The organism is Pseudomonas sp. G11 (genome assembly GCF_029457515.1).
Taxonomy (GTDB): domain Bacteria; phylum Pseudomonadota; class Gammaproteobacteria; order Pseudomonadales; family Pseudomonadaceae; genus Aquipseudomonas; species Aquipseudomonas gorinensis.
Genome location: NZ_CP120377.1, coordinates 3,014,851 through 3,040,087 on the forward strand (window position 1 = coordinate 3,014,851; position 25,237 = coordinate 3,040,087).

19 protein-coding genes are annotated in these 25,237 nt (G+C 61.6%); 8 read left to right on the plus strand and 11 right to left on the minus strand.

Going from position 1 to position 25,237, the window contains the following annotated elements; translation table 11 throughout:
- The first annotated feature begins 164 nt into the window (after positions 1-164).
- Positions 165-1,247 (plus strand): catalase family peroxidase, encoded by a 1,083-nt coding sequence (locus tag P2T68_RS13990; protein ID WP_102624853.1) that lies wholly within the window; start codon positions 165-167, stop codon positions 1,245-1,247.
- The gene (locus P2T68_RS13995; protein ID WP_024076249.1) at positions 1,244-1,783 is read left to right on the plus strand and encodes a cytochrome b; all 540 of its coding nucleotides are present in this window, start codon (positions 1,244-1,246) and stop codon (positions 1,781-1,783) included. The genes P2T68_RS13990 and P2T68_RS13995 overlap by 4 nt, the downstream gene beginning before the upstream one ends.
- Before the next feature lie 35 nt (positions 1,784-1,818).
- Here P2T68_RS13995 and P2T68_RS14000 read toward each other — a convergent pair whose 3' ends face one another.
- Positions 1,819-2,970: a M14-type cytosolic carboxypeptidase gene (locus P2T68_RS14000; protein ID WP_024076248.1), complete on the minus strand. Its 1,152-nt coding sequence runs from the start codon at positions 2,968-2,970 to the stop codon at positions 1,819-1,821.
- Between the two features lie 465 nt (positions 2,971-3,435).
- Entirely contained in the window at positions 3,436-3,786 is a 351-nt protein-coding gene (locus P2T68_RS14005) for a DUF3077 domain-containing protein (RefSeq protein ID WP_277379487.1), read from the minus strand.
- A 131-nt stretch (positions 3,787-3,917) separates the two neighbouring features.
- Here P2T68_RS14005 and P2T68_RS14010 point away from each other — a divergent pair, with 131 nt between their 5' ends.
- Positions 3,918-4,553, plus strand: a complete 636-nt coding sequence (locus tag P2T68_RS14010; RefSeq protein ID WP_024076246.1) for an XRE family transcriptional regulator — start codon at positions 3,918-3,920, stop codon at positions 4,551-4,553.
- On the opposite strand, the gene P2T68_RS14015 is transcribed toward P2T68_RS14010, so the two are convergent.
- The 4 genes from P2T68_RS14015 to P2T68_RS14030 all read right to left on the minus strand — a co-directional run bounded on the left by P2T68_RS14015 (position 4,550) and on the right by P2T68_RS14030 (position 10,194).
- On the minus strand, positions 4,550-6,475 hold the full coding sequence (locus tag P2T68_RS14015) for an acetyl/propionyl/methylcrotonyl-CoA carboxylase subunit alpha (protein WP_277379488.1): 1,926 nt from the start codon (positions 6,473-6,475) through the stop codon (positions 4,550-4,552). The genes P2T68_RS14010 and P2T68_RS14015 overlap by 4 nt on opposite strands.
- A complete protein-coding gene (locus tag P2T68_RS14020; RefSeq protein ID WP_024076244.1) occupies positions 6,472-7,278 on the minus strand; it encodes a gamma-carboxygeranoyl-CoA hydratase in 807 nt (268 codons plus the stop codon). Before P2T68_RS14020 ends, P2T68_RS14015 begins: the two co-directional genes overlap by 4 nt.
- Positions 7,279-7,411: 133 nt before the next feature.
- Positions 7,412-9,019: a carboxyl transferase domain-containing protein gene (locus P2T68_RS14025; protein WP_069076534.1), complete on the minus strand. Its 1,608-nt coding sequence runs from the start codon at positions 9,017-9,019 to the stop codon at positions 7,412-7,414.
- Positions 9,020-9,030: 11 nt separating this feature from the next.
- Positions 9,031-10,194 carry an isovaleryl-CoA dehydrogenase gene (locus tag P2T68_RS14030; RefSeq protein ID WP_024076242.1) on the minus strand — a complete coding sequence of 388 codons (1,164 nt, stop codon included), beginning with the start codon at positions 10,192-10,194 and terminating at the stop codon, positions 9,031-9,033.
- Positions 10,195-10,344: 150 nt separating this feature from the next.
- Here P2T68_RS14030 and P2T68_RS14035 point away from each other — a divergent pair, with 150 nt between their 5' ends.
- Positions 10,345-11,982 carry an AMP-binding protein gene (locus P2T68_RS14035; protein WP_277379489.1) on the plus strand — a complete coding sequence of 546 codons (1,638 nt, stop codon included), beginning with the start codon at positions 10,345-10,347 and terminating at the stop codon, positions 11,980-11,982.
- Between the two features lie 566 nt (positions 11,983-12,548).
- Here P2T68_RS14035 and P2T68_RS14040 read toward each other — a convergent pair.
- The 3 genes from P2T68_RS14040 to P2T68_RS14050 form a co-directional block, all read right to left on the minus strand.
- Positions 12,549-13,448 (minus strand): hydroxymethylglutaryl-CoA lyase, encoded by a 900-nt coding sequence (locus P2T68_RS14040; RefSeq protein ID WP_102624832.1) that lies wholly within the window; start codon positions 13,446-13,448, stop codon positions 12,549-12,551.
- Positions 13,449-13,464: 16 nt separating this feature from the next.
- Positions 13,465-13,860, minus strand: a complete 396-nt coding sequence (locus P2T68_RS14045; protein WP_024076239.1) for a MerR family DNA-binding transcriptional regulator — start codon at positions 13,858-13,860, stop codon at positions 13,465-13,467.
- Positions 13,861-13,975: 115 nt separating this feature from the next.
- The gene (locus P2T68_RS14050) at positions 13,976-14,911 is read right to left on the minus strand and encodes a LysR family transcriptional regulator (RefSeq protein WP_024076238.1); all 936 of its coding nucleotides are present in this window, start codon (positions 14,909-14,911) and stop codon (positions 13,976-13,978) included.
- 151 nt (positions 14,912-15,062) lie between these two features.
- Between P2T68_RS14050 and P2T68_RS14055 the strand changes: the two genes are divergently transcribed.
- The gene (locus P2T68_RS14055; RefSeq protein WP_024076237.1) at positions 15,063-16,292 is read left to right on the plus strand and encodes an acyl-CoA dehydrogenase; all 1,230 of its coding nucleotides are present in this window, start codon (positions 15,063-15,065) and stop codon (positions 16,290-16,292) included.
- Between the two features lie 123 nt (positions 16,293-16,415).
- Here P2T68_RS14055 and P2T68_RS14060 read toward each other — a convergent pair whose 3' ends face one another.
- Positions 16,416-17,750: a phosphate ABC transporter substrate-binding/OmpA family protein gene (locus P2T68_RS14060; RefSeq protein WP_277379490.1), complete on the minus strand. Its 1,335-nt coding sequence runs from the start codon at positions 17,748-17,750 to the stop codon at positions 16,416-16,418.
- Positions 17,751-17,961: 211 nt separating this feature from the next.
- Positions 17,962-18,774: an exodeoxyribonuclease III gene (gene xthA / locus P2T68_RS14065; protein ID WP_277379491.1), complete on the minus strand. Its 813-nt coding sequence runs from the start codon at positions 18,772-18,774 to the stop codon at positions 17,962-17,964.
- A 168-nt stretch (positions 18,775-18,942) separates the two neighbouring features.
- Between xthA and P2T68_RS14070 the strand changes: the two genes are divergently transcribed.
- The 3 genes from P2T68_RS14070 (at position 18,943) to P2T68_RS14080 (ending at position 25,068) form a co-directional block, all read left to right on the plus strand.
- Positions 18,943-19,593: a GNAT family N-acetyltransferase gene (locus P2T68_RS14070; RefSeq protein WP_024076234.1), complete on the plus strand. Its 651-nt coding sequence runs from the start codon at positions 18,943-18,945 to the stop codon at positions 19,591-19,593.
- 64 nt (positions 19,594-19,657) lie between these two features.
- A complete protein-coding gene (locus P2T68_RS14075; protein WP_102624830.1) occupies positions 19,658-21,385 on the plus strand; it encodes an autotransporter assembly complex family protein in 1,728 nt (575 codons plus the stop codon).
- A complete protein-coding gene (locus P2T68_RS14080; RefSeq protein ID WP_277379492.1) occupies positions 21,385-25,068 on the plus strand; it encodes a translocation/assembly module TamB domain-containing protein in 3,684 nt (1,227 codons plus the stop codon). Before P2T68_RS14075 ends, P2T68_RS14080 begins: the two co-directional genes overlap by 1 nt.
- The last annotated feature ends 169 nt before the right edge of the window (positions 25,069-25,237 follow it).

The window sequence follows — 25,237 nt, forward strand, 5'->3', positions numbered from 1 at the left end:
TGCTGGCTGGTCGCTACGTTGGGACTAGAGAGACGTCCGGCGCTGAAGGTTATTCCCCTTTCTCGAAAATAAATCAAAGGCCAGGGAATAGAGCGGATCGGCATTCGTCTCAATGCACCGACCCTATGTTCACCGCCAAAGGCCCTTGGCCCTGGAGTTTCCTGATGGTAGATCACTCACCACCACCCCGTCTTGCGCTGAGTACTGCGAGCCTGATTGCTCGACTTGTCGGCATCGGTGCGGTTGTTGCGGTTGTTGCGGGGGCGTTTGCCTACGTCAACGGCACCCTCGACCCACAACGCCTGCGGCCCACGACGCTGGTCAATGCCCTGGAAACCAATAACGGTGTGCATCCGGGGTTCCGCCGCAACCACGCCAAGGGTGTGTGCGTCGCGGGTTATTTCGAGAGCAGCGCCGAGGCGCGCGCGTATTCCAGCGCCCAAGTCTTCAGCGCAGCCAAAACCCCCATCATCGGCCGATTTGCCTTGCCCAGCGGCAACCCCTATGCACCGGACAGCAGCGTGCCGATCCGCAGTTTTGCCGTGCAATTTACCCAAGCCAACGGCCAGCAATGGCGCACTGGGATGAACAGCATGCCGGTGTTCCCGGTGGGCACGCCCGAGGCGTTCTATCAACTGCTCAAGGCCGGCGCGCCCGACCCGGCCACCGGCAAGCCGAACCCGGCGAGTATGCCGGCGTTTTTTGCTTCTCACCCTGAGACCGCGCCGTTCCTGGCGTGGGTCAAGACCGCCAGGCCATCGGCCAGCTATGCCACTGAAACCTACAACGGCATCAATGCGTTTTACCTGGTGAACGCCGACGGCAAACGCCAGGCCGTGCGTTGGGGCGTCGTACCGCAGAGCCAGGATGCACCCGGCGATAGCGCACCGGCAGGCAATGACTTTCTGGAGAAAGACCTGGTGCAACGCCTGGCGGCAGGACCGCTGCGTTGGCAATTGAACATGACCCTGGCCAACCCCGGTGACCCGCTGGACGATGCGAGCAAGACCTGGGCCGGTGAGCACAAGGTCATCAACGTCGGCAGCCTGGTGCTGGACAGCAGCCAGCCACAGGTCGATGGGGATTGCCGTGACATCAACTTCGACCCGCTGATTTTGCCGAGCGGCATCGAGGCATCCAATGATCCGCTGCTGGCGGCCCGTTCGGCTGCGTATGCCAGTTCTTACCTGCGTCGCGCTGGCGAAGTCAGCCCCTTGCACAATGCCCCTCAGGAGTCGAAGCCATGAATGCCCAACCACGGTTTTTCACGCCCCTGGCGCGCCTGCTGCATTGGTTGATGGCGCTGATGATCATCGCGATGCTGTTTATCGGTGCGGGGTTGGCCGCGTCGGTGTCCGAGCGGCATGAATGGTTGATTCACCTGCACAAGCCGTTGGGGATTGCGATTCTGGCGCTGGTGATCGTGCGGCTGGTGGTGCGCTTTTCCACGCGCCAACCACCGCTGCCCAGCGATTTGCCGTTGTGGCAAACACTGGCGGCCAAGGCGTCTCACCTGGTGCTGTATGCCTTGATGCTGGTGCTGCCGCTGCTGGGTTGGGCGATGATTTCAGCGGCGGGCGACCCGGTGATGCTGAGCAGTTCGATACAGCTGCCGGCGCTGGTGGGCGCGAATGCACCGTTGTTCGCGGTGTTACGCAAGGCCCATGGGTATCTGGCCTACCTGCTGTTCCTGACGGTGCTTTTGCACCTGGCGGCGGCGTTATTCCACGGGCTGATTCGGCGCGATGGCGTGTTGCAAAGCATGACCGGTACCAAAGACTGAGGCTGCCATTGAACCCTTGCCGGACCAGGCAAGGGTTAGCGCAGGACGGTCACGATATCGGCGATCGTGCTCAACACATCCTTACCCAATTGCATCGAGCGTTTGCCCGACCAGCCGGTGTGTGGGTTGGGCGCATCGTCGTTGTCCTTGAACGGCATTTCCAGGGTCAGCGAAAGGCAATCGTATTTCTCGCCGACGGCATTGCAGGCCAAGGTCATGTTGGCTTCGCCCGGCAGGTCGCGGGTGTAGCCGTGGGTGGTCTGGAAGTCACGGGTCAGCGCGCTCAGGTGGCTGCGGAAGTGTTTTTCCAGGGCTTCGATGCGCGGGGTGTATCCCGGGTTGCCTTCGCAACCGGCGGTGAACACGTAGGGGATTTCCTCGTCGCCATGGATGTCGAGGAACAGGTCGACGCCATGCTTTTCCATCTGTTGCTGCACGAACAGCACTTCCGGGCTGGTTTCCTGGTTGGCGCTCTGCCACGCGCGGTTGAGGTCCTGGCCCATGGCGTTGGTGCGCAAGTGGCCATGGAAGGCACCGTCAGGGTTCATGTTGGGGATCAGGTACAGGTCGGCAACGGCCAGGAGCTTCCTCAGCTCGGCATCGCCATCCTGTTGCAGGCGTTCGATGATGCCTTCCATGAACCATTCGGCCATGTGTTCGCCGGGGTGTTGCTGGGCGATGATCCAGACCTTGCGCCGGTTGCTGCCGCCTTTGCCACGACGTAGCAACTGGATATCACGGCCTTCGACACTTTTACCGGTGGCCAGCAATTTAGCGCCTGCGCGGGTCACGGCCTGCTCGATCAGCCAGTCGTGGCGTTCGCGGCTGTAGGGTTCGAAGTAGGCGAACCAGGCGTGTTTCTCACGGGTTTCGAGGCTGATGTGCAAGGTCTCGCCATCAAAGCGCGTGGGCACGCGGAACCAGTTGATATGGTCGTAGGAGGCGACAGCGTTGTAGCCGCTCCACGCATGCTTATAGGAAGAATGGCTGGCGTTGCTCAGGCGGAAAGTGTGGGTATGGCCCACGTGCATGCCTTCGGCCTTGAAGTGGAACCACTGGAAATGTGCGCTGCGGGTATCGGGTTCGATGGCGAGCAGCAACTGATAGGCATCGCTGGCATCCAGAACCTGGATATTGCCACTGTCGAAGTCGGTGCTGATCTTGATAGAGGTCAAGGCCACGGTCATAGTCGGGTTGCCTGGGTATGAATGTTGTGGCGGTTATATTACACAGGCACCGGGCAAAATCTTGACGCAAAATTGTTGCGGAGGAGGGGGGCGTCGTCCTTGACGCTGGGGCAGCTTAGAATCTATGAGATTGATTCTCAAGCGCTATTTCTCAAAGATCTGGGCTAGAGCCTTCGATCGGCTTTCTTTGGACGATGGTCTTTTGCTACCATGCGCGCCATTCAGCAACACACAGTCTTCATTAGCCTGAAGTCATGCCAGGGAAACTGGCAAAAAAAAAGACCCGGCCAAAGAGCCGGGTCAAAAACCGTGATTAGCCTGATGAGGAGATATTCCAAGAGTCCGACCTAAGGTCCCTTGGTCTATCGACTGATCTCGCGATCAGCTGAGCCCAATAATAATCATTATCATTTGCAAGTCAAATGTTTTTATCCGTGAGATAGAAATATTTTTCCTGCGCGCCCGTCACACGCTTGCCTGAGCCTTCGGCGCCTGCAGCGACCGCTCCACCATCGCCTTCGCCATATCGATCAAATACACCACTGAGAATGCCAGGTCGCGTTGATTGCCTTGATGGCTGTTCGCTGATTCGTAGGCGGTGGCGGCAGCACTGCGCAACAGGTCCGAGGCGTGCACCAGGGCTTCTTCGTGGCTGATGTCGGGTTTGACGCGAAAGAAGGTGTCATCCGAGGGCGATGGCGACATATCTTCTTTCAAGTAATAGTCCAGGGCTCGCTGGGCGGCGCTGCTGCCGCGCATGTCGAGCAATTCGCTGGTTTCGGGTGTTTCAGGCAGGCGGTGCGGGCTTGTCGTCATAAGGGGCGGTACTCTGGGTGGGTGTCGAAAACCTTATGTTCGATGATAGTACGTATCGTATTTATGTCGTTTTATGGATTACTACAAACTGTTTATTGCCCTGAAAAATACGCATCGTATTGTCACGCACCATGGATAACTGGATAGCGTTGGTCAAAGCCAACATGAAAGACCGCAAGGTCACGCAGGATCAACTGGCCGAACGCCTGGGCATGTCCCAGGGCGGGGTGGGCCATTGGCTCAACAAACGCCGTGTGCCAAGCCTGGCCGACATGAACCGGGTTCTCGCGGAACTGGGGCTGGGCTACCTGGAAGTCGCCTTGCAGATTCGCGAAAAGACCGCCGAGGCACTGCCCGCGCAACCTCCCTACAACCCGTATTTTCGATACCCGGTCAACGATTGGACGGGCATGTGCGAAATTCGCGAAGAGCACGGCGCGTACGCCACCACCCGCTTCGAACTGACGGACTACCACGCCCGCGGGGACGCCTTCTGGCTCCCGGTGAGGGGAGACGCCATGACCGCCCCCAGCGGCCTGAGCATCGGTGCGGGCATGCTGATCCTGGTGGACCCGGCTATCGATGCCCAACCTGGCAAGCTGGTGGTCGCCCAATGGGCTGACAGCCCCCAGGCGACTTTTCGCCAACTCATGGAAGAAAGCGGCCAGCTTTACCTGGTGCCGCTCAACCCCACCTATCCGAAGCAGCGGTTCACCGAGGATTGCCGCATCCTCGGCGTGGTGGTGCAGGCCACGGCGAAGTTCTAGTCGGCTGTTTCGAGCTCCACCAGCGCGCAGCCTTCGGCAACCATTTCGCCTTCCTCGCAGAACAACGCCTTGATCACCCCGGCCTGGGGCGCACGGATGCTGTGTTCCATCTTCATGGCTTCCAGCACCACCAGTTGCATGCCGGCCTCCACGGCTTGGCCGACTTCCACCAGCACCCGCACGATGCTGCCGTTCATGGGCGCGGTCAGGCCGCCTTGATGGAGCTGGCCGGCCTCGACCGCTGCAATCGGGTCGAACAGGCTGACCGCGTGCAACTCGCCATCCCAGCGCAGGTACAGGGTGCTTTCGCTGCGCACCGCCAGATGAGCGCGGCGTACGCCCTGGTGCTCGATCAGCAGCTGTTCGCCGCGCAACAGCGGGGGCTGGGTGGGTAATGTCACCAACCGATCCTGCCCATTGCAGCTCAAGTGCAGCGAGACTTCGGCGGGCAGGCCGGCACGAAAACCGCGCGTGTCCGCCCAAGGCCCGTCACCGGCCGGCAAGCTCTGTATGAACGCCGCGGCCGCGGCCTGCCAGAACTCATCGCTCAAGGCGCCAGGTACCGGCAGCAGCTCATCCTGATAGCGCGGGATAAACCCGGTATCCAGTTCCGCCGCGGCAAACGCGGGGTGGGCGATGATTCGACGCAGGAAGCTCAGGTTGGTCCGCAGCCCGCCCACCGCAAATTCATCCAGCATGCTCAACAGCCGCAATCGCGCCTGTTCACGGTCTTCGCCCCAGGCAATCAGCTTGCCGAGCATCGGGTCGTAGAAGGGCGACACGCTGTCGCCCTGCTCGACGCCGCTGTCCACGCGTCGCCCCGGGCCGGGGGCCGATTCGCGGTACAGCGCCAGGTGCCCGGTGGCCGGCAGGAAATCGTTGGAGGGGTCTTCGGCGTACAGCCGTACTTCGATGGCATGGCCGATCAGCGGCACTTGTGCCTGGGTGATCGGCAGCGCTTCACCCTGGGCCACGCGAATCTGCCAGGCCACCAGATCGAGGCCGGTAATCGCTTCAGTCACCGGGTGTTCCACTTGCAGGCGCGTGTTCATTTCCATAAAGAAAAACTCGCCACGGGCATCCAGCAGAAATTCCACCGTGCCCGCGCCCACATAGCCAATGGCCTGGGCTGCGCGTACCGCCGCTTCGCCCATGGCCTTGCGCTGTTCAGTACTCAAGCCAGGCGCCGGGGCTTCCTCGACGACTTTTTGGTGCCGACGCTGGATCGAGCAATCGCGCTCATTGAGGTACAGGCAATGCCCCTGCTGGTCGGCAAACACCTGGATCTCCACATGGCGCGGCTTGAGCAGGTATTTTTCCACCAGCATCTGCCCATTGCCGAACGACGACAGCGCCTCGCGCTGGGCAGAGGCCAATGCCTCGGCCAACTGACTGACGTCCTCGACCACTTTCATTCCCTTGCCGCCGCCGCCGGCCGTGGCCTTGAGCAGCACCGGGTAGCCGATACGCGCGCAGGCATCGCGGAACGTCTCCAGGTCCTGGGCTTCGCCGTGGTAACCCGGCACCAGCGGCACGCCGGCGGTCTCCATCAACGCTTTGGCGGCCGACTTGCTGCCCATGGCGTCGATCGCCGAGGCGGGCGGGCCGAGGAAGATCAAGCCAGCGGCCTCGACCGCGCGGGCAAACCCGGCGTTTTCCGACAGGAAGCCGTAGCCCGGATGAATCGCCTGGGCGCCGCTGGACTGGGCCGCGGCGATCAATTTGTCGATCTGCAGGTAGCTGTCCGTGGCTTTGCTGCCCCCCAGGTCGACGCGGATATCCGCCTCGCGACTATGGCGCGCGTCGCGGTCCGTGGCGCTGTGTACAGCGACGGTGGTCAAGCCCATGGCCTTGGCGGTGCGCATCACCCGGCAGGCGATTTCACCACGGTTGGCCACCAGTACGGTGGTCAGTGTGCTCATGAACGGGGCTCCTGGGATTGCCAGCTGGGCGTACGTTTTTGCAGGAACGCGCGCAAGCCTTCCTGGCCTTCGGCGCTGACGCGAATGCGGGCGATGGCATTTTCGCAATAACGGCGCAGGGCCGGGGTGAGGGCGCCGTTACCGACCTCGCGCAACAAGTCTTTGCTGGCGCGCATCGCCGCCGGGCTGTTTTGCAGCAGGTTGGCAACCCATTGCGCGACCTGTTGTTCCAGCGTATCGGTCGGATAGCTTTCCGCCAGCAGCCCAATATCCCGCGCCCGTTGGCCGCCAAACCGTTCGGCCGTCAGCGCATAACGCCGGGCTGCGCGCTCGCCGATCGCCTGTACCACAAACGGGCTGATCACCGCTGGCGCCAAGCCAATACGCACTTCTGACAGGCAGAACTGTGCGTCATCGGCACCAATCGCCATGTCGCAGCAACTGATCAGGCCCAATGCGCCACCGTAGGCCGCGCCTTGCACCACTGCCAGGGTGGGGATCTTCAGCTTCGCCAGGTTGTACATCAGCTCGGCCAGTTCGCGGGCGTCGTCCAGGTTGGTGTGGTAGTCCAGCTCGGCCGATTGCTGCATCCAGGCCAGGTCGGCCCCGGCGCTGAAGTGCTTACCGCGCCCGCGCAGGACCAGGAAGCGCAGGGACGGATCACCTTGCACCTGGTCGAGGGCGATGATCAGTTCGCGGATCATCTCGGCGTTAAATGCGTTGTTCTTGGCTTCACGACTGAGCCACAGCGTGGCAAAGCCACGGCTGTCGGTGATCAGTTCGAGGGTGTTGAAATCGCTCATGCAAGGAGCTCCATGATGATGAGAGGTCTCCTGTAGGAGCGAGCTTGCTCGCGAAAAACGTCCAGGCAACGCGTTCATCCAGAATGCTCGCGTTATCGTTAACGACCTTCGCGAGCAAGCTCGCTCCTACAGGTTACATGCGGAACACGCCGAAGCGGCTCGGCTCGATGGGGGCATTCAGCGCGGCAGACAGCGCCAGGGCCAGCACGTCGCGGGTCTGCATCGGGTCGATGACGCCGTCGTCCCACAAGCGCGCGCTGGAGTAGTAGGGATGGCCCTGGGTTTCATACTGGTCGAGGATCGGCTGCTTGATCGCCGCTTCTTCTTCGGCACTGAACGCAACCCCTGCACGTTCGGCCTGTTCACGCTTGACCTGCACCAGCACCCCTGCGGCCTGCTCGGCACCCATCACACCGATGCGCGCGTTCGGCCACATCCATAAAAAGCGCGGGTCGTAGGCGCGGCCGCACATCCCATAGTTACCGGCACCAAAGCTGCCGCCGATGATCACCGTGAATTTCGGCACCTTGGCGCAGGCCACGGCGGTGACCAGCTTGGCGCCATGCTTGGCGATACCGCCGGCCTCGTATTTCTGGCCGACCATAAAGCCGGTGATGTTCTGCAAGAACAGCAGCGGAATCCCGCGCTGGCAGGCCAGCTCGATAAAGTGCGCGCCTTTTTGCGCGGCTTCCGCAAACAAAATCCCGTTGTTGGCCAGGATCGCAATCGGATAGCCGTGCAAGTGGGCAAAACCGCACACCAGGGTGGTGCCGAACAGGGCCTTGAATTCATCGAACACCGAGCCGTCCACCAGCCGTGCGATCACTTCGTGCACATCGAACGGTTGCTTGGCATCGGCCGGGATCACGCCATAGAGCTCCTCGCTGCTATACAACGGCGCCACCGGCGTGCGTTGCAGCAACTGGCCCTGCTTATGCCAATTGAGGTGGGCGACGCTGCGGCGGGCCAGGGCCAGGGCGTGCTCGTCGCTGTCGGCATAGTGGTCGGCTACGCCAGAAATCTTGCAGTGCACATCGGCACCGCCGAGGTCTTCAGCGCTGACCACTTCACCGGTCGCCGCCTTCACCAGCGGCGGGCCGGCGAGGAAGATGGTGGCCTGCTGGCGCACCATGATCGCTTCGTCGGCCATCGCCGGCACGTAGGCGCCGCCGGCGGTGCACGAACCCATCACCACGGCGATCTGCGGGATGCCCTGGGCACTCATGTTCGCCTGGTTGAAGAAGATCCGCCCGAAGTGCTCACGGTCGGGGAACACTTCATCCTGGCGCGGCAGGTTGGCGCCACCGGAGTCCACCAGGTAGATGCACGGCAGGCGATTCTGCTCGGCGATGGTTTGGGCGCGCAGGTGTTTCTTCACGGTCAGCGGGTAGTAGGAGCCGCCCTTCACCGTGGCATCGTTGGCGACGATCATGCATTCGACCCCTTCGACCCGGCCAATCCCGGCAATCACGCCGGCGGCAGGCACGTCTTCGCCATACACCTGGTGGGCGGCCAGTTGGCTGAGTTCAAGGAACGGTGAGCCTGGGTCGAGCAAGCGGTTGATGCGCTCGCGTGGCAACAGTTTGCCGCGTGAAGTGTGGCGCTCCTGGGCCTTGGCGCCGCCACCCTGCTGCACGTGGGCGAGCAGGGTGTGCAGGGCGTCGACCTGTTGGCGCATCGCTGCGTCATTGGCGATGAACTCCGCCGAGCGAGGGTTGAGCTGGGTGTGCAAGGTGGCCATGACGTGCTCCTTCAGCGGGTTTCGTTGAAGAGTTCGCGACCGATCAGCATCCGCCGAATTTCACTGGTGCCGGCCCCGATTTCATACAGCTTGGCGTCACGCAGCAGGCGTCCGGCAGGGAATTCGTTGATATAGCCGTTGCCGCCGAGGATCTGGATGGCATCGAGGGCCATCTGCGTCGCGCGTTCGGCGCTGTAGAGGATCACCCCGGCCGCATCCTTGCGCGTGGTTTCGCCACGCTCGCAGGCTTGCGCCACCGCGTAGAGGTAGGCGCGGCTGGCATTGAGTTGGGTGTACATGTCGGCGACCTTGCCCTGGATCAGCTGGAATTCGCCGATGCTCTGGCCGAACTGCTTGCGGTCGTGGATGTAGGGCACGATCAGGTCCATGCACGCCTGCATGATCCCGGTCGGGCCACCGGAGAGCACCACGCGTTCGTAGTCCAGGCCGCTCATCAGCACTTTCACACCGCCGTTGAGGGCACCGAGGATATTGTCTTCGGGGACTTCCACATCATCGAAAAACAGCTCGCAGGTGTTGGAGCCGCGCATGCCCAGTTTGTCGAACTTGTTGCTGCGGCTGAAGCCTTTCCAGTCACGCTCGACGATGAATGCGGTGATGCCGTGGGGGCCCTTTTCCAGGTCGGTCTTGGCGTAGATCACATAGGTGTTGGCGTCAGGGCCGTTGGTGATCCAGGTCTTGCTGCCGTTGAGCACGTAGCGGTCGCCACGCTTGTCGGCGCGCAGCTTCATCGAGACCACATCGGAGCCGGCATTCGGCTCGCTCATGGCCAGGGCGCCCACATGTTCGCCGCTGATCAGTTGAGGCAGGTACTTGAGCTTCTGCTCATGGTTGCCGTTGCGGTTGATCTGATTGACGCAGAGGTTGGAGTGGGCGCCGTAGGACAGCGCCACCGACGCCGAACCGCGGCTGATTTCTTCCATGGCCACCACGTGGGCCAGGTAACCCAGGCCGGCACCGCCGTACGCTTCCGGCACCGTGATGCCCAGCAGGCCCATGTCGCCAAACTTGCGCCACAGGTCGGCGGGAAACAGGTTGTCGATGTCGATCTGTGCCGCGCGAGGGGCGATCTCCTTGGCCACGAAGGACTGCACCTGGTCGCGCAACATGTCGATGGTTTCACCGAGGGCGAAGTTCAGGGAGGGATAACTCATGGACGGGCACCTTAAGTTGAGCTTTGTTGTTATGTGGGTGGGGCGCCGGGGGAGGGCGATCACCTTTACGTTAACGTAAGCTTGCGTTGCGGTGCTGTCAATCGTAGTTTACGTTTACGTCAACCTACAAAAAAGACAACAGGGGTCGTTATGGATCAACCGAATCCGAGCTACAGCCGTGGCTCCCAGGACAAGACGCTGCTGGCCATGACCATCGGTCAGGCCTTCGATCGCACCGTTGCGCAGCATCCTGATGGCGAAGCCCTGGTGGTGCGCCACCAACAGCGCCGCTACACCTGGCGGCAACTGGCCGAGACCGTTGACCTGCACGCCCGAGCGTTCCTGGCCCTGGGCATGCAAACCGGCGACCGCCTGGGCATCTGGGCGCCCAATTGCGCCGAATGGTGTATCAGCCAAATCGCCAGCGCCAAGCTCGGGGTGATCCTGGTCAATATCAACCCGGCCTATCGCAGCAGTGAGTTGGAATACGTGCTCAAGCAATCCGGTTGCCAGTGGCTGGTGTGCGCCGGGTCATTCAAGACGTCCGATTACCATGCCATGGTGCAGGCGCTGAAGCCCGACCTGCGTGGCGTCATCAGCCTTGACCCCAATCCGCCCCCGGGTTTCCTGCCCTGGTCGCAGTTGGCAGCACTCGGGGCGGGAGTCGCGCCGGAACAGGTGCGCAGCCGTCAAGCCAGCCTGAGCTTTGATCAAGCCGTCAATATCCAGTACACCTCCGGCACTACCGGCTTCCCCAAGGGAGCCACCCTCAGTCACCACAACATCCTCAACAACGGCTACATGGTCGGCGAAAGCCTGGGCCTCACCGCGCAGGATCGCCTGGTGATCCCGGTGCCGCTGTACCACTGCTTTGGCATGGTGATGGGCAACCTGGGCTGTATCACCCATGGCACCACCATGATCTACCCCAATGACGGCTTCGATCCGCTGCTGACGCTCACCGCCGTCGCCGAAGAGCGCGCCACTGGCCTGTACGGCGTGCCCACCATGTTTATCGCCATGCTCGATCATCCGCGCCGGGGCGAGTTGGAGCTGTCGTCCCTGCGTACCGGCATCATGGCCGGCGCCACGTGCCCCATTGAAGTGATGCGCCGGGTCATCGGCGAATTGCATATGGGCGAGGTGCAGATTGCCTACGGCATGACCGAAACCAGCCCGGTGTCGTTGCAGACCGGCGCCGATGATGACCTGGAGCGTCGGGTCACCACGGTGGGGCGTACCCAGCCACACCTCGAACACAAGATCATCGACATCGACGGTAACACCGTGGCGCGCGGCGAGACGGGCGAGCTGTGTACCCGTGGCTACAGTGTGATGCTTGGCTACTGGAACAACCCGGAAGGTACCCGCGAGGCCATCGACGACGCGGGCTGGATGCACACCGGCGACCTGGCGACCATGGACGCGCACGGCTACGTATGCATCGCCGGGCGCAACAAAGACATGATCATTCGCGGTGGCGAGAACGTGTACCCGCGGGAGCTGGAAGAGTTTTTCTTTACCCATCCGGCGGTGGCCGACGTGCAGGTTATTGGTGTTCCGGATGAGCGTTATGGCGAAGAGATTGTGGCCTGGGTCAAGTTTCACCCTGGGCACGTGGCCAGCGCGCTGGAGTTGCACACCTGGTGCAAGGGGCGCATCGCGCACTTCAAGACGCCCAAGCATTTCAAGTTCGTGGACGAATTTCCGATGACCGTCACGGGCAAGGTCCAGAAATTCCGCATGCGCGAGATCAGTATCGAGGAGTTGGCGTCGCGCAACGACTGAGGGAAAGCGCCTCTGCCTGAGGAGGCGTGCACACAGCACAAAGGGGACCCTAGGGTCCCCTTTAATTTGTCGTTGCCTGCTCTTTTTTTATTATTGAGGGGCGGTCTGTTGTTGTTTTTGGTAACCGTGACCCTTTACCGCTGTTTTTGGCGACCCCCATCCGGGGTCAAGAGCAAACGTATTTTTTTGAGCGCTGATCTGCTTCTTCGCAAGCGATCCAACCAGTGGCAGCTACCTGAGGTAGTTTTATTTTTCTCTATCCGGTTGCGGGTTTCGGCATGCCGTACCCTGCGAAGCACATCTTCTCCAAAAAAATCTGTTAGCTGCGTCTCTGCCGTGTTGTTTTTGTTATGTCAGAGTCGTTACGTCTTATTTTTATTAGGTTTGGCGCTTTTTATTCTTGTTATGCCATAGAGATAGCAGAACCCGTGCCAACTTTATAAAGTCTTTTAGAATCAATGAGTTAATTTTTGTGTGCGATTTGGCCTACGGCGAATGCCACAAAATATGTTCCCGTGTTACTCGATGTGTAGCGGTGCGGTAACACATCGTCACGGATCGGTTACTCACTGTGTGCTACGCACCTTGGCCACACGCGAACCGGTGGGGCGGCCCAGCACTGTGCAGATCTGTTGGCCGGCCCGGATCAGTTGCTCCAGGTCGATGCCCGTGTGGATCCCCAGCCCATCGAGCAGGTACACCACGTCCTCGGTGGCGACGTTACCGCTGGCGCCCTTGGCGTAGGGGCAGCCGCCGAGGCCCGCGATAGAGCTGTCGAACACATTGATCCCTTCCAACAGGCTGGCGTAGACATTGGCGATCGCCTGCCCATACGTGTCGTGGAAGTGCCCCGCCAACTTGTCCCGCGGTACCTGCGCACCCACCACCTCGAACAGCCGCCGCGTGGCGCCGGCCGTGCCGGTGCCGATGGTGTCGCCCAGGGACACTTCATAGCAGCCCATGGCATACAGCTCACGAGCCACTGCCGCCACTTGCTCCGGGGCGACCGCGCCTTCGTACGGGCAACCCAGCACACAGGACACATAGCCACGCACACTGATGCCGTGCTGCTTGGCCGCCGCCATGATCGGCGCAAAACGCTCCAGGCTTTCGCTGATGGAACAGTTGATATTGCGCTGGGAAAACGCCTCGGAGGCTGCCGCAAACACTGCGACTTCCTTCACGCCGGCCGCCAGCGCGTCTTCAAACCCGCGCAGGTTCGGTGCCAACGCGCCATAGGTGACACCGGGCTTGCGCTGGATCTGCGCAAACACCTCACCGGAACCGGCCATCTGTGGCACCCATTTGGGCGAGACGAAACTGCCCACCTCGATATAGCCCAGGCCGGCGGCACTCAGGGCATCCACCAACTGCACCTTGTCGGCCACGCTGATGGGTTGGGCTTCGTTCTGCAAACCGTCGCGCGGGCCGACTTCGACCAGGCGCACGTGGTAGGGGAGGGACATGGCAACTACCTTCTGTTCAATGGCCAGCCTGGCCTTGGATGGTCTCGGCCAGGGCCTGGGTGCAGCGCTCTTCGGCGGTGTCCAGTTCCAGCTTCATTTGTTCGATATCCAGCAACTGTTGCTCCAACTGTTCACGGCGTTCGGCGATCTTCGCCAGCATGCTGTTGAGCTGGATATGGTTGCCGCTGGCGGGGTCGTAGAGTTCGATCAATTCACGGCACTCGGCCAGGGAAAAACCGATGCGCTTGCCACGCAGGATCAGCTTCAGGCTGACCTTGTCCCGCGCCGAGTAGATGCGTTCCTGGCCGCGGCGTTCCGGGGCCAGCAGGCCTTGTTCTTCATAGAAGCGAATGGCGCGGGTGGTGATGTCGAGCTCGCGGGCGAGGTCGGAGATGCTGTAGGTCGTGCTCATGGGGGCGCTCAAGAAGGTCTTGGCGTTAAGCTAATGGCAGGTTGACGTGAACGTCAAGGGCCGCTGCGCAGCCCATCGGGGGCAAGCCCCCTCCCACAGGGGAGGCTTTTCACCCTCAGGCCTGCTGTTTATCCAGCTTCTTTTCGTGAGCCGTGACTTGCTGGCACAACTCGATCATTTGCTCACGCATCCAGCGGTTGGCCGGGTCCTGGTCGGTGCTTTCGTGCCAGTACAGGTGGGTTTCCACCGGCGGCACGTCATTGACCGGCAGGTTGAACCAGTGCAGGTCATGACGGCGGGCGAAGCGTTCGGGCACGGTCATCACCATGTCGGTCTGCTGCAACACTTGGGAGGCCATCAGGTAATGCTGGGAGCGCAGGGCAATCTTGCGCTGGATGCCCATCTTGCCCAGGGCCAGGTCGACATGGCCCAGGCCATTTCGGCGGCTGGAGATATGGATATGGGTCAGCGACAGGTAGTCATCCAAGGTGAATTTGTCCTTGCCCGCCATGGGATGGCCCTTGCGCATGGCACAGACGTAGCGGTCTTCCATCAGCTTGACGTGGCGCACCTGCGGGTCGGTGTTGAGCGGCGCGTCCACGGCAAAATCCAGGCGCCCGGCGGCCAGTTCCTTGGTGGTTTCGCGGCGCTTGGACAGGAAACTCTCGATCACCACCGTCGGTGCCAGGCGGCGCAGACGCTGGAACAGCAACGGCAGGATCACCGCCTCGGTGAGGTCGGTCATGCTGATGCGATAGGTCTTGGCCGCCTGCTGAGGGTTGAAAATCCGGCTTTCCTGCACCGACACCCGCAGCAACGACAACGCATTGCGCACCGGACCGATGATGTTCTGCGCCATCGGCGTGGGCACCATGCCTTGGGCGGTGCGCACGAACAGCGGGTCGTTGAAGGTCTCGCGCAAGCGGGCCAGAGCGTTGGATACCGCTGGTTGGGTAATGCCGACAATCTGCCCGGCGCGGGTCAGGTTGGCTTCGGTGTAGATCGCGTCAAAGACGATGAAGAGGTTGAGGTCGACCTTGCTCAGATTCATTTCGTTGCGCTCTTATTGTTAGGTGGCCATACGTCGATCATATATCGGTGATGAATGTTAATACACGCCGAGAATAGGCTAGGTAAATTATCAACGCTGTTCTAGCATCGAATGCATGACCTAAACAACCTCTCCAAGAAGGGAGCTGCTCATGGATTTCGCCTATTCGCCCAAGGTTCAGGAACTGCGTGAACGCGTTACAGCGTTCATGGACGCTTACGTTTACCCGGCCGAGCCGGTGTTCGAACGCCAGGTCAGCGAAGGCGACCGCTGGCAGCCCACCGCGATCATGGAAGAGCTGAAGGCGAAAGCCAAAGCCGAGGGCCTGTGGAACCTGTTCCTGCCTGAATCCGAGCTGGGCGCCGGCCTGACCAACCTTGAATACGCGCCACTGGCCGAGATCATGGGCCGCTCGCTGCTGGGCCCGGAGCCGTTCAACTGCTCGGCCCCCGACACCGGCAACATGGAAGTGCTGGTGCGCTACGCCAACGAAGAGCAGAAACAACGCTGGCTCCAACCGCTGCTGCGCGGCGAAATCCGCTCGGCCTTCGCCATGACCGAGCCCGATGTGGCCTCCTCGGATGCCACCAACATGGCTGCCCGCGCCGAACGCCAGGGCGACGAGTGGGTGATCAACGGCAAGAAGTGGTGGACCTCCGGCGCCTGCGACCCGCGCTGCAAGATCCTGATCTTCATGGGCCTGAGCAATCCTGATGCACCGCGTCACCAGCAACACTCGATGATCCTGGTGCCGGTGGACGCCCCGGGGGTGAAAATTGTGCGCCCGCTGCCGGTGTTCGGTTACGACGACGCGCCCCATGGCCACGCCGAAGTGCTGTTCGACAATGTGCGCGTGCCGTATGAAAACGTGCTGCTCGGCGAAGGCCGTGGCTTTGAAATCGCCCAAGGTCGCCTTGGCCCGGGCCGCATCCACCACTGCATGCGCTCCATCGGCATGGCCGAGCGCGCACTGGAATTGATGTGCAAGCGCGCCGTCAGCCGCACCGCATTCGGCAAGCCATTGGCACGCCTGGGCGGCAATATCGACAAGATCGCCGACTCGCGCATGGAAATTGACATGGCGCGCCTGCTGACCCTGAAAGCGGCGTACATGATGGACACCGTGGGCAACAAAGTGGCGAAAAGCGAAATCGCCCAGATCAAGGTCGTGGCGCCGAATGTGGCGTTGAAAGTGATCGACCGCGCGATCCAGATTCATGGTGGCGCCGGGGTTTCCAACGACTTTCCGCTGGCCTACATGTACGCCATGCAACGTACCCTGCGCCTGGCCGACGGCCCGGACGAAGTGCACCGCGCGGCGATCGGCAAGTTCGAGATCGGCAAGTATGTGCCACGGGAGATGATGCGCAGCGGGCAGTAACACCGCGTCGCCTGCAATCGGGGGCAAGCCCCCTCCCACACTTTGAATGTATGCCCAAATCAAAATGTGGGAGGGGGCTTGCCCCCGATGAGGCCGGATCAGGCCCTGAAGATCCCACAGCCCTCAGTACACCCAAACCTCCACCCGCCGATTCTTGATCCGCCCTTCATCCGCGGTATTCGCCGCCACCGGCATCTGCGCGCCGAACCCGCGAATATCCCTCAGCACCACGCCGCTCTTGACCAATTCACGGCGCACCGCCATCGCCCGCAATTTCGACAGCAGCGCCGCGCGCTGCGGGTCACTCTTGGCATCGCCAAACCCTACCAGCGTCACCTGCTTGTCGAGCTTGTCGTGGCTTTTGATATAGGCCACCACGCGTTGCAGATCCTGACGCGCCTTGTTATCCAGGCTGGCGCTGCCTTCCTCGAAACGAAAATTCACCGTCAGGCGCTGGGCGTCGCGGGCGATCGCCTGATAGTCCTCGGGCATCGACGCGCGCGGCTCTACCCCAATCGCCTGCACCTGCTGTGCGATAAATCCGTTGGCCGCGACAATCGCCTGGCCTTTGCTGCTCTGGGTAAAGTCCACCAGCGCCTTGGCCCATGGATTACGTGTGGACGGTGGCAGGTAAAAGAACAGTCGTCGGGAGAGAGGGTAATCCTCCGTGGCGATCAGGCTGTTCAAGGGCAACATGGGTTGCGAGTCACCATCGACAATCGCCACCGCCTTGGCCTGACGCACATAGGGCAGGCCGATAAAGCCGATGCCATGGGGGTCACGGCTCACCGCGTCGGACAATTGCTCGCTGGACTCGAAACGCTTGGCGGACGCCGCCAGGGGTTTGCCGCGCCGGCTCAGCACCAGTTCCTTGAAGGTGTCATAGGTACCGGACTGGTCATCGCGCGCGTACAGATTGATCGTCCCGCCGACACCGCCCAGGGCCTCCCAGGTACTGATTTCGCCATTGAAGATCTGCGCCAGTTGCTCGGTGTTCAGGGTGTCCAGCGGGTTGCGCGGATTGAGGATGATCGCCAGGCCGTCGATGGCGATGACCTGCTCGGCCTCAGGGCTTTTCAGGTCACCCAGGGGTTCGAGCTCCACCAGTTCACTGTCCTTGATCGGGCGGGATGAAGCTGCCAGGTCGGCGCTGGATTTTTTCAGCGCGACAAACCCGGTGCTGGAGCCATGGGCCGCGACCTCTATGGTCACGACCTTGCCCTGGCGTGTCTTGCCGACGACCCTTTGTTCATTGGCGCCTTCGGCGGGTTCGCTGTGTACGCCTTGCAGCCCCTGCTGCTCCATCAAACCCTTGATCAGCGCCGGCCCCAGCGCTGCGCCAATAGTGTTCGAGCCCTGGATGCGCAGGGCAGGGCCTTGGTCGGGAACGGGTAGAGGGGCAGCAACAGCCGAGAGGGAAAACGCGCTACACAACAGGAACAGAACGCGCAGCATCATGCCGGCACCTTCTCAAGCCAAAGGGAGTGCCGCGAGATTAAGTCAGTCAGGTTGCATAAATATGACTGGCATGCTGCCAATCAAACGGTGGGAGGGGCGGTGCGACGATTCGACAAGCCCGCTCGCCACAGGGGTTCAAGTTTGTCGTGCGACCGCGCTAAATCGGAGATTCAGCGGGACCTCCCCCATTTGACCGAGTCCGGCCAGGGAATCAGATCAGTTCCAACCAGATCGGCGCATGGTCAGACGGCTTCTCCAGGCCACGCAGATCGTAATCCACACCGGCATCCTTGACGCGCGGCAGCAAGCCATTGGAGGCCATGATCACGTCAATCCGCAGCCCACGCTTGGGCTCATCCTCGAACCCACGGCTGCGGTAGTCGAACCAGCTGAAACGGTCGGTCACATCGGGGTTGAGGTGACGGAAGCTGTCCACCAGGCCCCAGTTCTTCAGGCGGGCCATCCACTCGCGCTCTTCCGGCAGGAAGCTGCACTTGCCGGTTTTCAGCCAGCGCTTGGCGTTGTCGGCGCCGATGCCGATATCGCAGTCTTCCGGGGAAATATTCACGTCGCCCATCACCACCAGTGCCTGGTCATTGCTGAACTGGCTTTCCAGCAGCTGTTGCAGGTCTTCGTAGAAGCGCTGCTTGGCCGGGAACTTGGTTGGGTGGTCGCGGCTTTCGCCCTGAGGGAAGTAGCCGTTCATGATGGTCACCGGATGGCCATTTTCATCGGCGAAGGTGCCCCAGATAAAGCGGCGCTGGGCATCTTCTTCATCGCTGGCAAAGCCTTTGTGCACGCTCAAGGCTTCTTTGCGCGACAGCAGGGCCACGCCGTAGTGGCCTTTCTGGCCGTGGTAATACACGTGATAGCCCAGTGCCTGTACTTCGGCCAAGGGGAACTGGTCGTCATGCACCTTGGTTTCCTGCAGGCCAATCACGTCGGGTTGATGCTTTTCAATCAGCGCCGCCAGCTGATGGGGGCGAGCCCGCAGCCCGTTGATATTGAAGGAGACGATTTTCATGGTCGGCAGTCCAGTCTGGCAAAAGGGCGATGCTAGCGGACAAGTCGGACGGGGGCCAGCGTGGCGGTAGGACAGATGCACTGCTAATGTCTGGGAACGACTGGTGCCGCGTAAGTTCGTACTCATAAGAACGCCATCTTTTGAATGGCGCCCAGGGAGACTCACCGTATGCCTGACTCTTTAACCACCCTTGCCGAAGTTCGCTTGCTCAACAGCGACTATTCCCCCGAGGCCCGCTCCCTGCTGTATCAGGCTTATCGCCATGAGCCGACCTTTGCCTACATCTTCGAAGCCGAGCGTCCAGGCTATGAACAGCGGGTGCGCGCCACCGTGCGCGAACTGGTCAAGCAGCATTTCTTTCAGAAACTTCCTGCCATTGGCCTGTTCGTCAATGACCGGCTGATCGGCATCGCCTTGATCGCGCCGCCGCAGCGGCGCCTGGGGATCACCGAAAGCTGGGCCTGGCAACTGCGCATGTGGCTGAGCACGGGTGTACGTGGCACGCGGCGCTACCTTGATTACCATCATGCGGTGCTGGCATGCCTGCCCGCCGAATCGGTGCATGTGTTGCCGCTGCTGGGTATTCACCCACAGTTCCAGGGCAAGCATTACGGCGAACAGTTGCTGACGGCGGTGCACAACTGGTGTGCCGAGGACCCGCATTCGTCCGGTGTGGTGGTGGACACGGGGAATCCACGCTATCTGGATTTCTACCAGCGTCAGGGCTATGAGGAAATCGGCGAGGTTGCTGTAGGACCTGTCTTGGAACATGTGTTTTTTCACCCCAATCCCCAGGCGTTACAGGCTTCAACGGCTTAACGCAGAATTTTTCAGAATCATCTGTGTTCTAAGTTGCTCCCGAGGTCGTGTAGCATCCGCGCCTATGAAGTTTCCAGGAAGATTTACCAGCGGCTTGGTTCTGCTGTTCACAAGCTGCGGCGCGTTCGCGCAAAGCGAATTGGACGTACGGATCAAGCCAACGAACGATGCGCTGAAGGCCAATATCGAAGGTTATATCGGCGGGGTGGGCGATCGTGATGAAGAGGCCTTGCAACGGTTCAGCCGTGGCGCCGAGGAACAGGCGCGCAAAGCCGCCCAGGCGCTGGGGTTCTATCAGCCACGGATCGCAAGCGATGTGAAGGGCGGCAAGACTCCGCGCCTGATCCTCACCATCGACCCCGGCGAACCGGTGCATTTGCGCAACGTGACCATTCGGGTCGACGGCGAGGCTGCGAACCTCAAGGCGTTCCGCGTACCCGTCAGCGACGACCTAAAATCCGGCGCCGTGCTCAACCACGGCCACTACGAAGACGCCAAGCGTCTGATCCAGAACCAGGCCTCGCGCTACGGCTTTTTCAGCGGGCGCTTCACGCGCCAGACACTCTCGGTGGACCCCCAGGCGGGCGTCGCCGATATCGAACTGATCTATGACAGCGGCCCACGCTACACCTTGGGCAAGGTCAGCTTTGCCGGTGACACGCCGTTTGATGAAGAGCTGCTGCAACGCATGGTGCCGTTTAAAAATGGCACGCCCTACGACTCCGAACTGATCGCCGAACTCAACCAGGCCCTGCAATCCAGTGGCTTTTTTGAAGGCGTGCGCGTGGACGCCGCCCCGGCGGCTTCGGCCAATGATGTGATCCCGGTCGCCGTGCGACTGGAAACCCGCAAGCCGCGCACCATGGGCCTTGGCCTGGGGTATTCCACCGACGTCGGTCCACGGGGCAAAGCCAACTGGACCCGCCACTGGGTCAACCCCCAGGGCCACAGCTACGGCTGGGAAGCCGAACTGTCGGCACCGCGCCAGAACGTCGGGCTGTGGTACGACATTCCGCTCGACCCGCCGCTCACCGACAAACTGCGGTTTGCCGGCGGCTACCAGAATGAAGAACTGGCCAACACCGACACCCTGAGCAAGCTGCTCACCCTTGGCCCTGAATGGCACAGCAAGTTGCCCAGCGGCTGGACCCGGGTGATCTCCCTCAAATGGCAACGCGAAGAATATCGCCTGGGCGATGACTCGGGCCTGAGCAACCTGGTGATGCCGGGGATCAGCTATTCCTACCTGCGCAGCGATAACCGCATCGACCCGCACCATGGCTACCGCCTGATGTTCGATGCCAAGGTCGCCAAGGAAGGGCTCGGTTCCGATACCAACCTGCTTTACGGTACGGCCACGGTCAAGGGCCTGACCACCCTTTGGGACAATCATCGCTTCTTGGCACGGGCGCAGTTCGGTGGCAGCGCCACCAATGGCTACAAGTCGGTGCCGCCGTCTTTGCGCTTCTTCGCCGGTGGCGACCAGAGCGTGCGCGGCTACGAGTACCAGACCCTGTCGCCGGAAAACGACCAGGGCGACCGCATCGGTGGTCGCTACATGGTGGCCCTGAGCGCCGAGTACCAATATTCCATCGCCGAGAAATGGCGAATCGCGACCTTCGTCGACCAGGGCAACTCCTTCAACACCCTGGAAATCCCCAACCTGAAAACCGGCGTCGGCGTCGGCGTACGGTGGGTCTCGCCGGTAGGACCGATCCGCCTGGACCTGGCCCATGCCTTGGAAGAGCCAGGTGGGTTTCGTGTGCACTTTTCCATGGGGCCTGAGTTGTGATGCGAGGTTTGAAAATAGCGGGGCTGGCCATCGTTGCCTTTCTCGCCTTGATAGGGCTGGCGCTGTGGACGGTGCTCGGGACCCAGGCGGGCAGCCGTTGGGCCTTGGGCCACGTGCCGGGGCTGAGCGTGGAGAATTTCCAGGGGCGCCTGGGCGGCCAGTGGAGCGCCGATCATCTGCTGTGGCAGCAAGACAGCAGCCGTGTCGAACTCGACGCACCGAAGTTTGATTGGTCGCCTGCCTGCCTGCTGCGCCTGACCTTGTGCATCGATCGATTGGAGGTGGATCAAGCCAGCCTGCAATTCCCGCCCAGTACCGAGCAGAGCAGTGGCCCGATCACGCTGCCGGACCTGACGTTGCCCGTCGCCATCCAGTTGGGCGACGTTCGCGTCGGCCGGCTGCTGTTTAACGGCAGCGAACAACTCAAGGGCCTGCAACTGGCGGCGCATTGGACCGTCGCCGGTATGCAGATCGATACGGTGCACCTGCAACGGGACGACCTGATGCTGGACCTGTCCGGCCTGCTGCAACCCACGGGCGACTGGCCGTTGACTGCCAGCGGCAACCTGAGCCTGCCTTATGCGCCAGGCGGTGCGCCGTGGAAGGTTGCGCTCAGACTCGACGGCGACCTGCTCAAGACCCTCAAGCTCGATGCCGACAGCAGTGGCTACCTGCCCGCCAAACTCAGTGGCGAACTGCAACCGCTGGTGGAGAACCTGCCAGCGCAGTTGCACATCACCGCCGATGGCTTCAAACCCAGTGCGGACTTGCCCGATACCCTGCAACTCAATCAACTCGACCTCACCGCCAAGGGCGACTTGAGCAGTGGTTACCAACTGCTGGGCAAAGCCATCCTGCCGGCGGAAAAAGGCTCGGTGGATGTATTGCTGCAAGGCACGGTCGACGCCAAGGGCGCGCAGATTTCCGGCCTGGATTTGACCGCCGGTGAGCAACAAAGCCTGAAACTCACGGCACAGCTGGACTGGCAAGAAGGTTTGAGTGCCGAGGCGAAAATCGCTTGGCTGGATTTTCCCTGGCATCGCCTGTATCCGCTGATCGACGAGCCTCAGGTCGCGTTACGTACCTTTAACGGTGAAATCTCCTATAAGGACGGCAACTACCTCGGCAACTTCAAGGCTGATCTCGACGGCCCGGCGGGCCGGTTCAATGTGGTCACGCCCTTCAGCGGCGATCTCAAGCAAGTGTTCCTGCCCGAGTTGAAACTGACCGCCGGCCAAGGCAAGGCCGAAGGCCACCTGAACCTGCAATTCGCCGACGGTATTGCCTGGGACACCGCACTGGACCTTTCGGCCCTGAACCCGGCGTACTGGGTCGGCGAATTGCCTGGCACCCTGGCGGGTCCGCTGCGCAGCAAAGGCGAATTCAAGAACGAGCAACTCAAGCTCAACGCCGACCTTGACCTCAAGGGCCGCCTGCGTGGCCAACCCGCCGTGCTGGCGGCCAAGGCCGAAGGCACAGGCCAGCAATGGACCTTGGCCAACCTGGATATCCGCTTGGGCGACAACCGCATCAACGGCAGCGGCAGCCTGCAACAACGCCTGGCCGGGCAGATCGATATCAGGCTGAGTCGCCTGGCCCAGCTGTGGCCGCAGCTACGTGGGCAGGTCAATGGCCGAATCGATGTGGCCGGTAGCCTCAAGGCGCCACAAGGCAAACTCGACCTCAAGGGCCAGCAATTGGCCTATGTCGATAATCGTCTGCAAAGCCTCACCCTCGACGCCACCCTCGATAGCGCCCAGCGCGCAAAGATCGACCTCAAGGGCAGTGGCATTCAAAGTGGCGACACCCAGGTCGGTACCCTGACCGCCAGCGCCCAAGGCGATATCCGGCGCCAGAGCGTCCAACTCGACCTGGCGGGACCGCTGCTCAAGCTGGCCCTGGCCCTCGACGGCAACCTCGACAACAGCAACTGGCGTGGGCGCCTCGCGAGCGGCGAGGTGCAGGCCGGTGGCCAGGACTGGAAGCTGCAGGCCCCGGCGAAAATCGAACGCCTGGCCGACGGCAAACTGACCTTCGCGGCCCACTGCTGGGTGTCCGGTGCAGCCAGCCTGTGCGGTGAAGACCAGCGCCTGATGCCCGAGCCGAAGCTGCGCTACCACCTCAAGCAATTCCCCATCGACAGCCTGGCGGCCTTTTTGCCGAAAGATTTCGCCTGGCAAGGCAAGCTCAACGCCGACGTTCAGCTCGACCTGCCCGGCAGTGGCCCCAAGGGCGTGGTCTCGGTGGATGCCAGCGGCGGCACCTTGCGTGTCAAGGATAAGGACCAGTGGCTGGATTTTCCCTACGACACCTTGAAGCTGGAAACCACCCTCAACCCCAAGCGTATCGACACCCAGCTCAACTTCCAGGGCGGCAAGCTCGGCGAGTTGCTGTTGCAGGCGCAGATCAACCCGTTGCCGAAAAACAAACCGATCACCGGCAATTTCAGCCTTACGGGCCTCGACCTCGCCGTGGCGCGCCCGTTTGTGCCGATGGTGGAAAAACTCACCGGCAAGCTCAACGGCAGCGGGCGGATCTCCGGTGGACTGTTGGCGCCGCAGGTCAACGGCAACGTGAATCTGGTGGGTGGTGAAGTGTCCGGGCCTGAGCTGCCCGTGAGCCTCGAGGGCTTGAATGTGCAGGCGTTGATTGCCGGCGAAAGCGTGCAACTCAACGGCGCCTGGCGCAGCGGCAAGGCCGGGCAGGGCAGCCTGAAGGGGCAGATCGACTGGGGTCAGGCGCTGGCGGTGGACCTCAGCCTGCAGGGCTCGCAACTGCCGGTCACCGTAGAGCCCTACGCCGCGTTGGAAGTGGCGCCTGACCTGAAGATCAGCTTGAAGAACGACAAGCTGGCGATTGCCGGCAAGGTGCATATCCCTCGTGGCGATATCACCGTGCGCGAACTGCCGCCTTCGACGGTCAAGGTCTCCGATGACACGGTGATCGTTGGCCGCCAGACCGAGGAGGGCAAGCCGCCGATGGCGATGGCCATGGACATCGATGTCGTGGTGGGGGAAGAGCAGCTCAACTTCTCGGGCTTCGGCCTGACCGCCAAGGTTCAGGGGCATGTGCATATCGGCGACAACCTCGACACCCGGGGCGAACTGTGGCTCAACGATGGTCGCTATCGCGCCTATGGGCAACGGCTCACGGTGCGCCGCGCGCGCCTGTTGTTCGCCGGGCCCCTGGATCAACCGTTCCTCGATATCGAAGCCGTGCGGGTCACCACCGAGCCGTCCAGGACCGTAACCGCCGGTATTCGCTTGAGTGGCAGTGCCGAACAGCCGACCACGCAGATCTTCTCCGAGCCGGCAATGGCCCAGGAGGACGCCCTGTCCTACCTGGTGCTGGGACGTTCGCGTACCACCACCGGCGAAGACAACAATATGCTTGCGCAAGCAGCGTTGGGCCTGGGCCTGATGGGCAGTGCCGGGGTGACCTCGGATATTGCCAATAAACTCGGCATCCAGGATTTCGACCTCGACACCCAGGGCAGCGGCAACAACACTGCCGTGGTCGCAAGCGGCAAGATCACCGAGAAACTCAGCCTGCGCTATGGCGTGGGGGTGTTCGAACCGGCCAACACCATCGCCTTGCGCTACCTGTTGAGCAAGAAGGTATACCTGGAAGTGGCCAGCGGCGTCGCCAGTTCCCTGGATATCTTCTACAAGCGCGATTTCTGAGTCCTGCTCGGTCAAAAAGGTAGGGGCGGCGACTCAGCGGGGGCAAGCGGGCTTGTTGTGGCGAGCGGGCTTGCCCCGCGTTGGGCTGCGCAGCAGCCCCAAAACCAGGCTCCGCGGTGTCTCAGTAAAAAACACATCGCCTGTAATGGGGCCGCTTCGCGCCCCAACG

Bases quoted from the DNA above. Each gene is read 5' to 3' on its own strand.
- P2T68_RS14060 (WP_277379490.1), bottom strand. From the start codon at position 17,750: ATGATGCTGCGCGTTCTGTTCCTGTTGTGTAGCGCGTTTTCCCTCTCG.
- P2T68_RS14075 (WP_102624830.1), top strand. From the start codon at position 19,658: ATGAAGTTTCCAGGAAGATTTACCAGCGGCTTGGTTCTGCTGTTCACA.
- P2T68_RS14050 (WP_024076238.1), bottom strand. From the start codon at position 14,911: ATGAATCTGAGCAAGGTCGACCTCAACCTCTTCATCGTCTTTGACGCG.
- P2T68_RS14005 (WP_277379487.1), bottom strand. From the start codon at position 3,786: ATGACGACAAGCCCGCACCGCCTGCCTGAAACACCCGAAACCAGCGAA.
- P2T68_RS14040 (WP_102624832.1), bottom strand. From the start codon at position 13,448: ATGTCCCTCCCCTACCACGTGCGCCTGGTCGAAGTCGGCCCGCGCGAC.
- P2T68_RS13990 (WP_102624853.1), top strand. From the start codon at position 165: ATGGTAGATCACTCACCACCACCCCGTCTTGCGCTGAGTACTGCGAGC.
- P2T68_RS14045 (WP_024076239.1), bottom strand. From the start codon at position 13,860: ATGAGCACGACCTACAGCATCTCCGACCTCGCCCGCGAGCTCGACATC.
- P2T68_RS14080 (WP_277379492.1), top strand. From the start codon at position 21,385: ATGCGAGGTTTGAAAATAGCGGGGCTGGCCATCGTTGCCTTTCTCGCC.
- xthA (WP_277379491.1), bottom strand. From the start codon at position 18,774: ATGAAAATCGTCTCCTTCAATATCAACGGGCTGCGGGCTCGCCCCCAT.
- P2T68_RS14055 (WP_024076237.1), top strand. From the start codon at position 15,063: ATGGATTTCGCCTATTCGCCCAAGGTTCAGGAACTGCGTGAACGCGTT.
- P2T68_RS14020 (WP_024076244.1), bottom strand. From the start codon at position 7,278: ATGAGCGATTTCAACACCCTCGAACTGATCACCGACAGCCGTGGCTTT.
- P2T68_RS13995 (WP_024076249.1), top strand. From the start codon at position 1,244: ATGAATGCCCAACCACGGTTTTTCACGCCCCTGGCGCGCCTGCTGCAT.
- P2T68_RS14015 (WP_277379488.1), bottom strand. From the start codon at position 6,475: ATGAGCACACTGACCACCGTACTGGTGGCCAACCGTGGTGAAATCGCC.
- P2T68_RS14025 (WP_069076534.1), bottom strand. From the start codon at position 9,019: ATGGCCACCTTGCACACCCAGCTCAACCCTCGCTCGGCGGAGTTCATC.
- P2T68_RS14000 (WP_024076248.1), bottom strand. From the start codon at position 2,970: ATGACCGTGGCCTTGACCTCTATCAAGATCAGCACCGACTTCGACAGT.
- P2T68_RS14010 (WP_024076246.1), top strand. From the start codon at position 3,918: ATGGATAACTGGATAGCGTTGGTCAAAGCCAACATGAAAGACCGCAAG.
- P2T68_RS14030 (WP_024076242.1), bottom strand. From the start codon at position 10,194: ATGAGTTATCCCTCCCTGAACTTCGCCCTCGGTGAAACCATCGACATG.
- P2T68_RS14035 (WP_277379489.1), top strand. From the start codon at position 10,345: ATGGATCAACCGAATCCGAGCTACAGCCGTGGCTCCCAGGACAAGACG.
- P2T68_RS14070 (WP_024076234.1), top strand. From the start codon at position 18,943: ATGCCTGACTCTTTAACCACCCTTGCCGAAGTTCGCTTGCTCAACAGC.